At 52.2% G+C, this 16,580-nt stretch carries 11 protein-coding genes; 5 read left to right on the top strand and 6 right to left on the bottom strand.

Annotated features, from left to right (window positions below; translation table 11 throughout):
• Window positions 1–3: 3 nt before the first annotated feature.
• From pqiA to rlmKL, 3 genes are read right to left on the bottom strand one after another with little or no spacing between them, the layout of a single operon-like run.
• Window positions 4–1,257: a membrane integrity-associated transporter subunit PqiA gene (gene pqiA, locus IP582_RS08365; protein ID WP_193795629.1), complete on the bottom strand. Its 1,254-nt coding sequence runs from the start codon at window positions 1,255–1,257 to the stop codon at window positions 4–6.
• A gap of 14 nt (window positions 1,258–1,271) precedes the next feature.
• Complete coding sequence (locus tag IP582_RS08360) at window positions 1,272–3,179, bottom strand: ABC transporter ATP-binding protein (protein ID WP_193795628.1); 1,908 nt, start codon at window positions 3,177–3,179, stop codon at window positions 1,272–1,274.
• Between the two features lie 12 nt (window positions 3,180–3,191).
• Window positions 3,192–5,300, bottom strand: coding sequence for a bifunctional 23S rRNA (guanine(2069)-N(7))-methyltransferase RlmK/23S rRNA (guanine(2445)-N(2))-methyltransferase RlmL (rlmKL, locus tag IP582_RS08355; protein ID WP_193795627.1), 2,109 nt, complete (start codon window positions 5,298–5,300; stop codon window positions 3,192–3,194).
• 99 nt (window positions 5,301–5,399) lie between these two features.
• Between rlmKL and IP582_RS08350 the strand changes: the two genes are divergently transcribed.
• Window positions 5,400–6,509, top strand: coding sequence for a YcbX family protein (locus IP582_RS08350; protein ID WP_193795626.1), 1,110 nt, complete (start codon window positions 5,400–5,402; stop codon window positions 6,507–6,509).
• Here the strand turns inward: IP582_RS08350 and zapC are convergent.
• Both zapC and pyrD read right to left on the bottom strand, forming a co-directional pair.
• Window positions 6,506–7,048, bottom strand: a complete 543-nt coding sequence (zapC, locus tag IP582_RS08345; RefSeq protein ID WP_039078575.1) for a cell division protein ZapC — start codon at window positions 7,046–7,048, stop codon at window positions 6,506–6,508. The two genes, IP582_RS08350 and zapC, sit on opposite strands and share 4 nt — an antisense overlap.
• Window positions 7,049–7,216: 168 nt before the next feature.
• Window positions 7,217–8,227, bottom strand: coding sequence for a quinone-dependent dihydroorotate dehydrogenase (pyrD, locus tag IP582_RS08340; protein ID WP_193795625.1), 1,011 nt, complete (start codon window positions 8,225–8,227; stop codon window positions 7,217–7,219).
• 247 nt (window positions 8,228–8,474) lie between these two features.
• Here pyrD and ssuE point away from each other — a divergent pair, with 247 nt between their 5' ends.
• Window positions 8,475–9,056 carry an NADPH-dependent FMN reductase gene (ssuE, locus tag IP582_RS08335; protein ID WP_039078573.1) on the top strand — a complete coding sequence of 194 codons (582 nt, stop codon included), beginning with the start codon at window positions 8,475–8,477 and terminating at the stop codon, window positions 9,054–9,056.
• 68 nt (window positions 9,057–9,124) lie between these two features.
• On the opposite strand, the gene pepN is transcribed toward ssuE, so the two are convergent.
• On the bottom strand, window positions 9,125–11,737 hold the full coding sequence (gene pepN, locus IP582_RS08330; protein ID WP_193795624.1) for an aminopeptidase N: 2,613 nt from the start codon (window positions 11,735–11,737) through the stop codon (window positions 9,125–9,127).
• Between the two features lie 267 nt (window positions 11,738–12,004).
• Between pepN and pncB the strand changes: the two genes are divergently transcribed.
• From pncB to IP582_RS08315, 3 genes are all read left to right on the top strand, one after another.
• Window positions 12,005–13,207, top strand: a complete 1,203-nt coding sequence (gene pncB, locus IP582_RS08325) for a nicotinate phosphoribosyltransferase (protein WP_193795623.1) — start codon at window positions 12,005–12,007, stop codon at window positions 13,205–13,207.
• A gap of 260 nt (window positions 13,208–13,467) precedes the next feature.
• The gene (asnS, locus tag IP582_RS08320; RefSeq protein WP_193795622.1) at window positions 13,468–14,868 is read left to right on the top strand and encodes an asparagine--tRNA ligase; all 1,401 of its coding nucleotides are present in this window, start codon (window positions 13,468–13,470) and stop codon (window positions 14,866–14,868) included.
• A 583-nt stretch (window positions 14,869–15,451) separates the two neighbouring features.
• On the top strand, window positions 15,452–16,543 hold the full coding sequence (locus tag IP582_RS08315) for a porin (RefSeq protein ID WP_304489650.1): 1,092 nt from the start codon (window positions 15,452–15,454) through the stop codon (window positions 16,541–16,543).
• Window positions 16,544–16,580 lie beyond the last annotated feature (37 nt).

Raw genomic sequence — 16,580 nt, 5'->3', positions numbered from 1 at the left:
TTCTTACGACTCCTCATGGCTCGATTCAGGCTCGCGATCCCAACTCAGGCGGGGATCGAACGTCATTGCCGCAAACATTGTGATGATGACGACCAGCGCAAACATTAGCGCCCCCATGGCCGGATAAATATTCATTAATCCTCCCATGCGCACCAACGCGGAGAGCACGGCGATGACAAACACATCGATCATCGACCAGCGCCCAACAAACTCAACGATTTCATAAATAAAGTGCATACGTTCACTGTCTCGTCGGCCGTGGCCTTTCGCATCCCAGCATAACCAGGCGATGGCAATCATTTTCAAGGTCGGCACCATGATACTGGCGATGAAAATCACCAGCGCAACCGGATACGACCCCTCGCTCCAGAGTAAAATCACCCCGGCAAGGATCGTCGATGGCATCTGATCGCCCAATAGATCGGTAATCATGATTGGCAAAATATTGGCGGGCAGATACAGCAGGATCGACGTCACCAGTAGCGCCATCGTCCACTGCAGACTGTTTCTGCGCCTGACATAGCCTTTGGTATGACAACGCGGACAGACGGGTTCGTCCGCCGCCACAATGGCGGTGCAACATGGGCAACTGCGTAATCCCTGATGAATACCCGGCACACCAACGCGCAACGGCGCGACCGGCACCGGCGCAGGGGCGATATCATCCCACAGCCAGTGACGATCCACACACTGCATGGTACGCAGTTGTAGCAGGCAAAACAGACACCATGGAATAAAGCTGCTGCCAATGCCCACATCCCCATAGGCCATCAGTTTGACAAAGCTCACCAGCACGCCGGCCAGAAAAATCTCTGCCATACCCCAGGTTTTAAGCTGGAAAAGGATACGCGCCAGAAACGTTTTGGTCTGCTGCGACATCGACACGCGATTGACCAGCAGCAGTATGGTCACCAGGCAAAATGCCGGGACCATCTGAACGAAGAGTAAAAAGAGCGTCCCAAGACTGGCGTAATCTTCCGAGAACATCACGCCTGGGATCTCCAGTAGCGTCACCTCACTGGTGACGCCCGCTACTTTCATATTCACAAAGGGGAACAGATTGGAAAGCAGTAGCATGAACAGCGCCACCAGCGCATACGCGGTGGGCCGTTGTCTGGGCTCATCCCATTGCGTGGTTAATGTTGCGCCACAGCGAGGGCAAGCCGCTTTATGACCATGCTGTAATGGGGGCAAAGCCACCAATAAATCGCACTGGGTACATAAAATATGCCGTGTGGCGTGGTGATGTTCACACATACTGACTTCCTGAGTTATGCGCCGTTTTTTAGAGCCTCCAGATACTCCCAGCGTTCAAACGCTTCTTCCAGCGCCTGTTCCGCCGAAGCCAGTTCGGCTAATACTTTCTGCGTGTGGTCGTGAGGCTGGCTGAAAAAGCTGGCATCTGCCACCTGCGCCTGCAATGTTTCCAGTTCCGCCTCCAGCTTTTCCAGCTTTTGCGGCAATTGTTCCAGCTCACGTTGCAGGTTATAGCTTAGTTTGTTACTGGTTCGTTTAACACTTTCTGTTTTGTTAACCGAAACTTCGGCAACTTTCTTCTCAGATGCGGCTTTGTATGCCTGCGATGCCGCTTGCTGACCACGCGCATCGTGATAACCGCCAACGTATTGACCAATCCGTCCGGCGCCTTCGAAGATCCAGCACTCCGTAACAGTGTTATCGACAAACTGACGGTCGTGGCTGACCAGCATAACAGTGCCCTGGTAGCTGTCGATAAGCTCTTCAAGCAGCTCCAGCGTTTCGACATCCAAATCGTTGGTAGGTTCGTCGAGAATCAATAAGTTACTGGGCTTCAGGAACAAACGTGCCAGCAAGAGTCGGTTACGTTCACCGCCAGAGAGCGCGCGAACCGGTGTCATCGCCCGTTTCGGATGGAAGAGAAAGTCCTGCAGGTAGCCCAGCACATGGCGTGGCTTACCGTTCACCAACACTTCCTGTTTACCTTCCGCCAGGTTATCCATCACCGTTCTGTCCGGATCGAGCTCCGCGCGGTGCTGGTCAAAGTAAGCCACTTCCAGCTTGGTACCGCAATGGATGCGCCCACTGTCGGCCTGCAACTGACCGAGCATTAGTTTGAGCAGAGTGGTTTTACCACAGCCATTCGGTCCGATCAGGGCAATCTTGTCGCCGCGCTGAACCTGAGCAGAGAAGTCTTTGACCAGCACTTTGCCGTCCACCTGATAGTCGACATTTTCCATCTCAAAGACGATTTTGCCCGAGCGGCTTGCCTCTTCCACCTGCATCTTCGCGCTGCCCATCACCTCGCGGCGTTCGCTGCGTTCGCGACGCATGGCTTTCAATGCGCGCACACGACCTTCATTACGGGTACGGCGAGCCTTGATGCCCTGGCGGATCCAGACTTCTTCCTGCGCCAGCTTGCGGTCAAACTCCGCATTTTGCAGTTCTTCAACGCGCAGGTTTTCTTCTTTTTCCTGCAAATAAGTGTCGTAATCGCCGGGATAGGTCACCAGTTTGCCACGATCCAGATCGACAATGCGGGTCGCCATATTGCGGATAAAGGAACGGTCATGCGAGATAAAAATAATGGTACCACTGAAGGTTTTCAGGAACCCTTCCAGCCAGTCGATGGTTTCGATATCAAGGTGGTTTGTTGGTTCATCGAGCAGCAGTACTTTTGGTCCGCTGACCAGCGCTCGGCCCAGCGCCGCCTTACGCAACCAGCCGCCCGAGAGCGACGCCAGCGGCATGTCGGCTTCCAGCCCCAGTTGTGCCAGCACTTCATTGATACGGTTTTCGAGCTGCCAGAGACCGTGGTGGTCCAGCAGTTCCTGTAAGCGCGCCATCTCGTTCAGGTTTTTATCGCTCGGATCGGTCATCACCAGATGCGAAATTTCGTGATAACGCTTGAGGTACTCCGCCTGCTCTTCAATCCCTTCGGCCACAAAGTCGTAGACGCTGCCCGCGACATTACGCGGCGGATCCTGTTGCAAACGTGCCACGATCAAATCCTGTTCGTACACGATGCGGCCATCATCCAGCCCCTGTTCGCGGTTGAGGATTTTCATCAGCGTCGATTTGCCCGCGCCGTTACGTCCTACCAGACAGACACGTTCGTTATCCTCGATATGCAGTTCGGCATTATCGAGGAGGGGCGCATCGCTAAACGACAGCCAGGCGCCATGCATACTAATTAATGACATCTATTTATCCTTTCAGGCTGCGGTAATCAGCCAGCAGTTGTGGATCTGACGGTTACGGGCGAAATCTTGCGACTGCGTTTTTTGGGTAATTTCTTGTGCTTTGAGCCCAAGCGTAGCCAGCCCTTCAGTATCCATACGGAAACCGCGTTTGTTGTTTGAGAACATGATCGTGCCGCCTTTACGCAGCAAACGTTTAAGGTCTTTCATCAGTGCCAGGTGATCACGCTGGACGTCGAAAGAGTCATCCATACGTTTTGAGTTCGAGAATGTAGGAGGATCGATAAAAATCAGATCGAATTGCTCGTCACTTTCGCGTAACCATGCCAGTACATCGGCCTGTAGCAGGCGGTGCGGGCGACCAGTCAGACCGTTGAGACGCAAATTGCGCTCCGCCCACTCCAGATAGGTACGCGACATATCCACGGTCGTGGTGCTGCGTGCGCCGCCAAGCCCGGCGTGTACACTCGCGCTGCCGGTGTAAGCGAAGAGATTCAGGAAATCTTTGCCCTTACTCATCTGGCCCAGCATACGGCGTGCGATACGGTGGTCGAGAAACAGGCCCGTATCAAGGTAGTCCGTCAGGTTCACCCACAGTTTGGCGTTGTATTCGCTAACCTGAATAAATTCACCCTTTTCATTCATCTTCTGATACTGGTTATTGCCTTTCTGCCGCTCACGGGTTTTCAGCACCAGCTTGTTCGGCGCAATGCCCAGCACGGCGATAGTAGCGGCAATAATGTCAAACAGACGCTGACGCGCTTTTTGCGCATCGATGGTTTTGGGCGGCGCGTACTCCTGCACTACCACCCAGTCACCGTAGCGATCGACAGCCACGTTATAATCCGGCAGATCGGCATCGTACAGGCGGTAGCATTCGATGCCTTCCTGACGCGCCCATTTTTCCAGTTTCTTGAGATTCTTACGCAGACGGTTGGCGTAATCCTCAGCCATTACCGGCGCTTTTGCTTCGCCGGTGTTTTCCGCCAGGTGGTAGTTTTTCTGCACGCAATCCAGCGGGCCATTTTTAGCCTTGAACTGACGGTCAGCACGCAATTGCAGGCAGTTAAGCAAATCGACAGAAGCGCTGAACAACGACAGATTCCAGCCGCCAAACTGCGATTTTAACGTCCGTCCAAGCAGGCTATGCAGGGCAATCAGCGCCGGTTCGCTCTCCAGACGCTCACCGTAAGGGGGGTTGCTGATAATCGTGCCATACGGCCCTTTTGGCAGCGGGTTGCTTAACTGCGCCACGTCTTTTACGGCGAAAGTGACCAGCTCGCCAACGCCGGCACGACGGGCGTTACGCTGCGCGCGCTCAATGACGCGAGGATCGTTATCAGAGCCATAAAAATGCGATGTGTAATTAGCCAGCCCAGCCCGCGCGCGGGTCTGCGCCTCGGCTTTCACTTCCTGCCAGATGGCCTCATCATGTTGAGCCCAGCCGCCAAAGCCCCAGCGGCCGCGGTGTAAACCTGGTGCACGATCGGTAGCCCACATAGCCGCTTCGATCAATAAAGTGCCGGAACCGCACATCGGATCAAGCAGCGGCGTACCCGGCTGCCAGCCAGAGCGCATCACAATCGCCGAAGCGAGGTTTTCTTTGATTGGCGCCATACCAGTGCCGTCACGGTAGCCACGCAAATGCAGCCCTTCACCACTCAGGTCAAGCGCAATGCTGGCTGTCTCTTTGTTCAGCCAGACGTTGATGCGTAAATCCGGCAATTCACGATCAACATTCGGACGCGGCAGATTTTTGCGCGTAAAGCTATCGACAATGGCGTCTTTTACTTTCAGCGCGCCATACTGACTGTTACGAATTTCTTCATTCAGGCCGCTAAAATGCACCGCAAAGGTGGCGTTCGGGCTGAAAATCTCCGTCCACGGAATCGCCTGCACGCCGAGATAAAGGTCCAGATCGCTGTAAACCTTACACTCACTGAGCGGCATCATGATGCGCGAGGCCAGACGACTCCACATCAGGCTTTGGTAAATCAGCCGTGTGTCACCATGGAAATGGACGCCCCCCTGAACCACCCGGCACTCTTGCCCGCCCAGGTTTTCCAGTTCAGTTTTTAATAGCTCTTCCAGCCCACGGGCCGTACTGGCAAACAGAGAAATCATAAAATCACTTATCGATGAAGAAAATTGTTGCGCATTATAGCCAATCTGGCGTTCATGTCATAAAGTTGAGGGCTTATTTTCGTTCACAGAGGAAATGACGTGGCTACCCTTTCGCGTCTTTTTATCCATCCAGTGAAATCCATGCGCGGTATTGGCCTGACGCATGCCCTGGCTGACGCCAGCGGGTTATCCTTTGATCGCATTTTTATGGTGACCGAAGCGGATGGCACCTTTATTACTGCACGACAGTTCCCTCAAATGGTCCGTTTTATTCCTTCTCCCCTGACGGATGGTCTGCATTTAACCGCCCCCGATGGCAGCAGCGCCGTGGTGCGCTTTAATGATTTTGCGCCTCAGAGTGAGCCAACGGAAGTGTGGGGTAATCATTTTACTGCCCGGGTTGCACCGGAACACATTAACCAGTGGCTCAGCCGTTTTTTCGCACGAGACGTTCAGCTTCGCTGGGTGGGGCAGCAAACCACGCGCCGGGTAAAACGTTACGAGGATGTTCCGCTCTCATTTGCCGATGGCTTTCCATTTTTATTGACCAACGAAGCCTCATTACGTGATTTACAAAACCGCTGCCCGGCAAGTGTGCAAATGGAGCAGTTCCGCCCCAACCTGGTGGTCACAGGTGCCAGTGCATGGGAAGAGGACACGTGGAAAGTAATACGCATCGGCGATGTCGTCTTTGACGTGGTGAAGCCGTGCAGCCGTTGTGTTTTTACCACCGTCAGTCCCGAACGCGGGCAAAAACATCCCGCTGGCGAACCCCTGGCAACCCTCATCCGTTTTCGCACTGCGCAAGATAATGGCGATGTTGATTTCGGTCAGAACTTAATTGCCCGCAATAGTGGTGTCGTCCGGGTAGGTGATGAGGTCGTAGTCCTTTCCCGTACCCCCGCTAAACCCTATGGCGCAGGACAGGCGGTTGAGTCTGTAGAACAAGAACAGAAAACAGAGGACGTGATAGATATTGTCTGGCAGGGGAAAAGCTTTCGCGGTAACAATCAGCAAATCTTGCTTGAGCAACTGGAAAATCAGGGGATACGCGTGCCCTATTCCTGTCGGGCGGGCATTTGCGGCTGCTGTCGCATTCGCCTAATTGAGGGTGAGGTCAGCCCGTTGAAAAAATCAGCTATTGCGCAAGATGGTTCTATCCTGAGTTGTAGCTGTGTACCAAAAACCTCCGTTCGTCTGGAAAGTTAAACGGCCTGTTCAAAGCTGAAACTGGCAGCACTGAGCTGCGGTTTCAGCCTGTCATTCATGATCTTAATGGGATCGCCTAATTGCATCGTGCGCCCGGCGATAACCACACCCGGCTGGGCCAGCAGACAAAGTGCGGCATTTTCACCCGGTTCAACGACCAGTAAACTCACCTCTTCGCCGCTGTCGCTCATCACGACGCTCGCAGCTTCTCCCGCACAGGGAGACCACGGCTGATTGTAGCTGGTAAAGTGCCAGCTTTTTGGCATTTGCGGCTTCAAAAAACGAATGGCCACCAGTGCATTAAGCACCAGCTCGGCACGTTGTTCGTTAGAGAGCATCAGATCGCGGCATTTTTCATCAAAGGAGAAGTATAAGGCGGCATCGTCTACGCAAAATCCGCAGGGGGAAAACGCATCCGGGGTAAGCATTTTACGGGCAAAACGTGAGCGAAATAACATGCCATTGGCCAGATCGAGCATCATACGATCGTGCTCGTCATCAAAATACCAGCGCCAATTATCGTCAGGTTTAATTCGCATTTCGTTCCCCTCTCTCCGTAAACATCCCTTTGCCTTTTTCATCCTTTGCCGTTTCGCTTATTACGCTAAATAAGCAAAGACTAAAATGTACAAATTTGCAACAATCACGGAATATAAAACAACCAGGGCCGGAAATAAAGCCCTGGTTGTCCGATAGTGAGCAAAAGATTAGATATGGGTAACGATTTCTTTAATCAGTTGCGGTCCTTTAAATATAAAGCCGGAATAAATTTGTACCAGTGATGCTCCCGCGTCCATCTTTTCGCGCGCGGCAATCACGGAGTCGATGCCACCCACGCCGATAATCGGTAAGCGGCCATTTAATTCCTGGGACAGGCGACGAATAATTTCGGTGCTTTTTAATTGCAGCGGACGGCCACTTAACCCACCCGCTTCATCACAATTTTTCATTCCGCGAACCAGTTTTCTGTCCAGCGTTGTATTGGTGGCAATGACGCCATCAATATTATGGCGAACTAAACTGTCGGCCACCTGGATCAATTCTTCCCCGGAAAGATCCGGGGCGATCTTCACAGCAACAGGAACATATTTATGGTGGGTCTGATGAAGCTCATTCTGCTTATTTTTAATGGCACCCAGAAGGTCATCCAGCGCTTCGCCATATTGTAATGTTCGCAGGCCCGGCGTGTTTGGCGAGGAGATATTAATCGCAATATAACCGGCATAGGCATAGATTTTTTCCATACAAATCAGATAGTCATCTTTGCCGTTTTCAACAGGCGTATCTTTATTTTTGCCAATATTAATACCCAGCACGCCGTCAAAATGCGCTTTTTTCACATTCTCAACCAGGTTATCAACGCCCAGATTGTTGAAGCCCATACGGTTGATCAACCCTTCCGCGTCGACCAGGCGGAAGAGGCGCGGCTTGTCATTGCCCGGCTGCGGGCGCGGCGTCACGGTACCGATCTCGATCGCGCCAAACCCCATAGCACCCAACGCATCGATACATTCACCATTCTTATCGAGGCCAGCGGCAAGTCCCAGTGGGTTTTTAAACGTCAGCCCCATGCACTGTACCGGTTTTTCCGGCACACGCTGACGCACCAGTGCCTCTAGCGGCGTACCCGTAATGCGGCGTAATTGTTGAAAAGTAAATTCATGAGCGCGCTCGGGGTCGAGCTGGAAAAGGGCTTTACGAACGAAGGGGTAGTACATGAACTCTCCTGGATTCCCGGTGTGCAAACCGGGGGCGTATTATCTTTGATTAGCCGAAGAAATGGAATTGACCTTGGGCAAAAAAAGGTGAACTGAACGCAATCGTTTCCTTATCCTTTTCTGCATATTCGTTTTTTAACGTGTTTTCACTAAAAAAATCATTTAGCGGAATATAAAACCTCTGCGACACTGAGAAAATAGTTATCGAAGTTTAATAAAACGAAGCAAATGGTTATAAGGAGTGAATATGCGAGTTGTTACCCTGGCGGGAAGCCCGCGTTACCCTTCCCGCTCAAGCGCCCTGCTGGAATATGCGCGCGAACGCCTGACGGCCCTTGATGTTGAAGTGTGTCACTGGCATTTGCATAACTTTGTCCCGGAAGATTTGCTCTACGCCCGCTTCGACAGCCCGGCGCTACAGACACTGCTCGAACAATTACATGAGGCCGATGGGCTGATCATCGCTACCCCGGTGTACAAGGCCTCTTTTTCCGGCGCGCTAAAAACCCTGCTTGATCTGTTCCCCGAACGAGCGCTGGAAGGCAAAGTGGTCCTTCCGGTCGCCACTGGCGGTACCATTGCACATATGCTGGCCGTGGATTATGCGCTCAAGCCAGTTCTGAGCGCATTAAAAGCCCAGGAAGTGTTGCATGGCGTCTTCGCCGATGACAGCCAGGTGGAGGATTATCAGCATAAACCCCGCTTCACCGCGAATTTGCAGACGCGTCTGGACAGTGCCCTGGAAACATTCTGGCAGGCCTTACACCGCCGCGACACGCAAGTCCCCACCTTCGGTGCTCATATACCGGGTGTTGCCAGAGCTTCGTAATAAAAAAACCGGGTCGCGCTCTAGACGCTAACCCGGCTTGTTATCACGCAGGGCCTGCCCGCTGAATGTTATGCCAGCGCTTTGCTGATTTTCTCAAACAGATCGCCTGACAGATTCGGCAATGCTTTGAGTTGCTCCAGCGCCGCACGCATTTTTTCCTGACGTTTCGCATCGTAACGTTTTAAACGAATCAGCGGTTCAATCAGGCGGGAAGCCACCTGCGGGTTACGGCTGTTCAGTTCTGTCAGCATTTCGACCATGAACTGATAGCCGCTACCGTCTTGCGCATGGAATGCTGCCGGGTTGCTACTGGCAAACGCGCCAATCAGTGAACGCACACGGTTCGGGTTGCTCATCGTAAACGAACGATGTTTAAGCAGACCGCGCACGGTATCCAGCACATTTTCTGCCGGGCTGGTGGCCTGAAGGATCAGCCACTTGTCCATCACCAGACCATCCTGATGCCATTTGTCATCGTATTCCTGCATCAGCGCATCACGGCACGGCAGTTGGGCGGCAACCGCGGCAGACAGCGCCGCAAGCGCATCCGTCATGTTATCAGCATTGTGATACTGCTCGCTTACCAGCTTATCGGCCAGTTGCGCGTCGCCGAAAGCCAGATAACGCAGACAGGTATTACGTAAGGCACGTTTACCGATATCCGCATGTTCCACGCGGTAGGTATCCAGCTTATTGGCGTTATAAACGGCCAGCACTTCATCTGCCAGTTCGGTGGCCAGGGTGCGGGTCAGCGCTTCACGTACCGCCACGATAGCTACCGGGTCGATAACGTCAAACAATTCGGCAATCTCATTAGCTGACGGCAGCGTCAGAATTTCCGCAGCCAGCGCCGGATCGATGTGTTCGTCCAGCAGGATCGCGCGGAACGCATCGGCAACGTGCAGTGGCAAAGACAGCGCCTGCCCCTGCTGATGGCGGGCAACGTTGAGCTTAATGTGCGTCGCCAGCAGACTCTGTGCGGCATCCCAGCGAGAGAAATCATTGCTGGCGTGGCGCATCAGGAACGTCAGTTGCTGATCGCTCCATTTATATTCCAGTTTCACCGGCGCGGAAAACTCACGCAGCAGCGACGGCACGGGCTGGAAGTAGACGTTATCAAAGACAAAAGTCTGTTCTGGCTGGGTGACATTCAGCACATGGTGCACCGGGTGACCGTCTTTCTGCAGCGGGATGACCTTGCCTTCATTATCATAAAGTTCAATATCAAACGGGATGTGTAGCGGGTGTTTCTCCTGCTGTTCCGCTGTAGGCGGCGTACGCTGGCTGATGGTGAGCGTGTACTGCTCGGTCGCCGGGTTGTAATCGTCGTGTACCGTGACAATCGGCGTCCCCGCCTGGCTATACCAGCGACGGAAATGCGACAAATCGATATTTGAGGCATCTTCCATTGCCTGGACGAAATCATCACAGGTTGCGGCGCTGCCATCGTGACGCTCAAAATAGAGTTGCATCCCTTTCTGGAAATTCTCTTCACCCAGCAGAGTGTGGATCATGCGGATGATTTCAGAACCTTTCTCATACACCGTCAGGGTGTAGAAGTTGTTCATTTCAATCACTTTATCAGGGCGAATAGGATGCGCCATCGGGCTGGCGTCTTCGGCGAATTGCAGCCCGCGCATGGTACGGACATTATTGATACGGTTTACCGCACGGGAACCCAGGTCTGAGCTAAACTCCTGGTCGCGAAACACAGTCAGCCCTTCTTTCAGGCTGAGCTGGAACCAGTCGCGACAGGTCACGCGGTTACCGGTCCAGTTGTGGAAATATTCATGACCAATCACCCGTTCGATATCAAGATAGTCTTTGTCGGTCGCGGTATCGGTACGGGCGAGCACATATTTAGAGTTAAAGACATTGAGGCCTTTATTCTCCATCGCGCCCATATTAAAGAAGTCCACGGCGACAATCATATAGATGTCGAGGTCATATTCGAGGCCAAAACGGGTTTCGTCCCATTTCATGGAGTTCTTGAGCGAGGTCATTGCCCACGGCGCGCGGTCAAGGTTGCCACGGTCAACGAAGAGTTCCAGTGCAACTTCACGCCCGGAGCGGGTTGTAAAGGTATCGCGCAGCACATCAAAATCACCCGCCACCAGCGCAAACAGGTAACACGGTTTCGGGAACGGATCCTGCCACTGCACCCAGTGACGGCCATTATCCAGCTCGCCCTGGTCCACGCGGTTACCGTTAGAGAGCAGGTAAGGATAGGCAGCTTTATTGGCGATGATTTTAGTGGTAAACCGCGCCAGAACATCAGGGCGGTCGAGGTACCAGGTGATATGGCGGAAACCTTCTGCCTCACATTGGGTACAGAGTGCTTCGCCAGACTGATAGAGGCCTTCAAGCGCAGTGTTCGCAGCCGGGCTGATTTCATTCACGATACGCAATGTGAATCGTTCAGGCAGGCCGTCAATGACCAGGTGATTGTCTTCTTCTTTATATTGTGTCCATGGCTGGTCGTTAACATGGATTGACACTAACGTCAGGTCTTCGCCATTCAGACGCAATGGCACTGGAGAGGCGCTATGACGCGAAATAGTGCTCAGCGCAGTGACAACGGTTTTTGCGGCATCCAGGTCAAAGGTCAAGTCAATATCGCTAATCAGGTAATCCGGCGCACGGTAGTCGTGGCGGTATTTGGCTTGTGGCTGTTGTGTCATAAAAAACCTTTAGCATCTTCTGTTTGGTTACGTCTCCAGTCTATTCCTGTTGCGTAAATCCCGCCACGCAGAATGTTCATCTTTTCAGGGAGAAAAGCTCACTATGCTACATTTTAGTAACACGCGGCACGAAATGCCCTCGACCCGTTTTGCGCCTTATGGTGTGATCGGGGTTCAATAAATCAATAAACAAGGTATACTCCAGCGGTTTCCACCTGCTTTGTTTATTGTACTAAACGCTCCTGTGAGAGGATGCTACGGCGCACCATGACACGACTCGCTCCCCCTGCTCTGCAGACGCTGCTGGATACTGATGCCTACAAATTGCATATGCAACAGGCGGTGTTCCATCACTATTACGATGTGCATGTCACAGCGGAGTTTCGCTGCCGCGGCGACGACCTTCTGGGCATTTATGCCAGCGCAATTCGCGAAGAAATTGACGCGATGCAACATCTGCGCCTGCAGGAAGACGAATACCAGTGGCTGTCCGGCCTCCCCTTCTTCAAAGCGGATTACCTGCAGTGGTTACGTAATTTCCGTTATGACCCGTCGCAAGTGACTGTCATTAATGATAATGGCAAGTTGAACATTCGTATGTCCGGGCCATGGCGTGAAGTCATCATGTGGGAAGTGCCGCTACTGGCGGTAATTAGCGAACTGGTGCATCGCTGCCGCTCTCCACAAGAGGGTGTTCAGCAGGCCCTGCTACATCTTGAAACGAAACTGGCAGATTTTGCTACCCGCACCGCAGAGCTGGATATGTCAGGCTTCCGTCTGATGGATTTCGGCACGCGCCGCCGTTTCTCGCGCGATGTACAGTACGCTATCGTGGAACGTCTCAAACAAGAACCGTGGTTTATTGGCACCAGTAATTACGATCTGGCGCGCCGTCTGTCGCTTACGCCAATGGGAACTCAGGCGCACGAATGGTTCCAGGCGCATCAGCAAATCAGCCCGGATCTGGCTACCAGTCAGCGTGCTGCGCTGGCCGCGTGGCTGGAAGAGTACCCGGAGCAACTTGGTATTGCCCTGACAGACTGCATTACCATGGATGCCTTCCTGCGTGATTTCGGGCCGGTGTTTGCACAACGTTACCAGGGGCTGCGCCATGACTCGGGCGACCCGGTGGAATGGGGTGAAAAAGCCATCGCCCATTATGAGAAGCTCGGCATCGATCCGTTATCGAAGACGCTGATTTTCTCAGACAATCTTGATCTGAATAAAGCACTGGATCTCTACCGGCACTTCGCCTCCCGCATCAAACTGGGCTTCGGTATTGGCACGCGGCTGACCTGCGACATTCCACATGTGAAACCGTTGAATATCGTCATCAAGCTGGTTGAGTGTAACGGCAAACCGGTGGCGAAGTTGTCTGATAGCCCCGGAAAAACAATCTGTCACGACAAAGCGTTTGTGCGTGCGTTACGCAAAGCGTTTGACCTGCCGCAGGTGAAGAAAGCCAGCTAACCCCTGTTAATAAGCGTCCTTATCGGGACGCTTTTTTTCGTGGCGAACATTCGCGATATGGCCAATATAAAAAGCAGTACCTCGCGCTATTTTCACTTCTCCGCTCAGTATCTCAGCGTTAGCAAAAGATTAATTTCCGAAATCCCCCTTTTCGCTGCGAATTCTACTTGTCTGATGGCGCTCGCCAGGTAACATAGGTATCCCCCCTTTTTGGGCGGACAAACGATGATCTTTTCCAGACAATTAACAGAGAGAATATTATGAGCGTTGTGCCTGTAGCCGACGTACTCCAGGGCCGCGTTACCGTTGACCAAGAAGTCACCGTGCGCGGATGGGTACGTACCCGCCGAGATTCAAAAGCTGGCATCTCCTTCCTCGCCGTTTATGACGGCTCCTGCTTTGATCCTGTACAGGCTGTCATTAATAATTCTCTGCCCAATTACAATGAAGAAGTTCTTCATCTGACCACCGGCTGCTCCGTTGTTGTCACTGGCAAAGTGGTGGAGTCCCCTGGTGAAGGCCAGAGCTTCGAGCTGCAGGCGACTGAGGTAGAAGTCACCGGTTGGGTTGAAGACCCGGACACTTACCCGATGGCGGCGAAACGCCACAGCATCGAGTATTTGCGTGAAGTGGCGCACCTGCGTCCGCGTACCAACCTGATTGGCGCTGTCGCCCGTGTTCGTCATACGCTGGCGCAGGCGCTGCACCGCTTCTTTGATGAGCAGGGTTTTTTCTGGGTTTCCACGCCGCTGATTACCGCATCTGACACCGAAGGTGCGGGTGAAATGTTCCGCGTCTCCACGCTGGATCTGGAAAACCTGCCGCGTAACGATCAGGGTAAAGTCGATTTCGACAAAGATTTCTTTGGTAAAGAGTCTTTCCTGACCGTATCGGGCCAGTTGAACGGCGAAACTTATGCCTGCGCGCTGTCCAAAATCTACACTTTTGGGCCAACGTTCCGCGCGGAAAACTCCAACACCAGCCGTCACCTGGCGGAATTCTGGATGCTGGAGCCGGAAGTGGCATTTGCCGATCTGGAAGATAACGCCCGTCTGGCGGAAGCGATGCTGAAATATGCCTTCAACGCAGTTCTGACTGAGCGTATGGATGACATGAAGTTCTTCGCTGAACGCGTTGATAAAGATGCAATTGCCCGTCTGGAGCGTTTTGTTGCGGCTGATTTCGCACAAGTGGACTACACCGACGCCGTGACCATTCTTGAAAACTGCGGTGAGAAGTTTGAAAACCCGGTTTACTGGGGCGTTGACCTCTCTTCCGAGCATGAACGCTACCTGGCCGAGAAACACTTTAAAGCACCGGTCGTTGTGAAAAACTACCCGAAAGACATTAAGGCTTTCTATATGCGCCTTAACGATGACGGTAAAACCGTAGCAGCGATGGATGTTCTGGCGCCGGGCATTGGTGAAATCATCGGCGGCTCACAGCGTGAAGAGCGTCTGGATGTGCTGGATGCGCGTATGGCTGAAATGGGTCTTAATAAAGAAGACTACTGGTGGTATCGCGATCTGCGCCGTTATGGCACCGTACCTCACTCAGGTTTCGGCCTGGGCTTTGAGCGTCTGATCGCTTATGTCACCGGCGTGCAAAACGTACGTGATGTTATCCCGTTCCCACGCACACCGCGTAGCGCCACATTTTAATGATAAAAGCCAGCGTAAGCTGGCTTTTTTTGCTCTTCATTATTCCTTCACCCTAACCGGGACATCCAGGCCCGGTTAACGCTTCCCTATCTTTATCGGCGTTATATCTGTGAAATACTTGTGAACAAAAAATAAAGCACACTTATATTGTGGGTTAGTTTTATCTCATCTGATAGCACGTCTGGATAAAAATCGCACAGCTTTCCAGACGGCTAAAAAGGTCGGTGAGAAAAAGTAAGATGAGAATGATTCCTGTACAAGATTCACCCTTATCTCAATTAAACATAAGCAATTCATATATATAGTTATGAGGCCGTTGTTTTTGACAACGATCGCTCCCGAACTTTGAGGTGGTTCACAAAGTTCCTTAAAATACATATATTCTTACACATAATTGCTTTTTGTAACCTCTTTAAGACATTTGTAGCACTTTCAGGCTAGCGAAACGATTATATGAATGGAAAGATGCCTCTCAGACACAGAAAGACACCAAACTCTCATCAATAGTTCCGTAAATTTTTATTGACGGAATTTATTGGCGGCAGTGGCAGGTGTACAAAAAAACCAATGAGGGTAATAAATAATGATGAAGCGCAATATCCTGGCAGTGGTTATCCCTGCCCTGCTGGTAGCTGGTGCAGCTAACGCTGCAGAAGTTTACAACAAAAACGGCAACAAACTGGACCTGTACGGTAAAGTTGTTGGTGAGCACGGCTTCACCACTTCTGGCGATAAGACCTCTAACAAAGATTCTTCCTACGGCCAGATCGGCTTCAAAGGCGAAACTCAGGTAAACAGCGATGTTACCGGTTACGGCCAGTGGGAATACCGTGCTAAAGCGGGCGAAGCAGAAGGCAACCAGACTAACGTAACTCGTCTGGCTTTCGCTGGTATCAAAGTTGCTAACGCTGGTTCTCTGGACTATGGCCGTAACTACGGCGTGGTTTACGATGTAGAATCCTACACCGATATGGCTCCGTCCTTCTCTGGCGAAACCTGGGGTGGTGGTTACACCGACAACTACATGACCAGCCGTTCTACTGGCCTGCTGACCTATCGTAACAGCAACTTCTTCGGTCTGGTTGATGGCCTGAGCTTCGCTGTTCAATACCAGGGTAAAAACGATCGTACTAACCTGAACCAGGCTAATGGCGACGGTGTTGGTTACTCCCTGGGTTACGACTTCGGTTCTGGTTTCGGCGCAACTGCTGCATACAGCAACGCAAACCGTACTGTTGGTCAAAAAGTTGACGGCAAAGGCGACAAAGCCGAAGCATGGGCAGTTGGCGCTAAATACGATGCAAACAACATCTACCTGGCAACTGTTTACGCTGAAACCCGTAACATGAGCATTCTGGACGGCGACGCAACGACTATCGCTACCGGTTACAACGTTGCTAACAAAACTCAGAACTTCGAAGTTATCGCTCAGTACCAGTTCGACTTCGGTCTGCGTCCGTCCGTTTCTTACGTTCAGTCCAAAGGCAAAGAGCTGGGCGATGGCGTGAAAAACGACCTGGCTAAATACGTTACTGTTGGTGCGTACTACTACTTCAACAAAAACTTCAACGTATACGGCGACTACCGTATCAACCTGCTGGATAAAGAAGACACCACTTACTCCTGGGTTGGCACTGCAGACCAGGCTACTGTTGGTGTAACTTACCAGTTCTAATCAGCAGACCTCGTTATTATATGCGTGAAAAACAGGG

Source organism: Citrobacter sp. BDA59-3 (genome assembly GCF_015167655.1).
Taxonomy (GTDB): Bacteria; Pseudomonadota; Gammaproteobacteria; order Enterobacterales; family Enterobacteriaceae; genus Phytobacter; species Phytobacter diazotrophicus.
The sequence above is the reverse complement of the archived record's forward strand: the minus strand, read 5'-3'. Positions and strand labels throughout refer to the sequence as shown.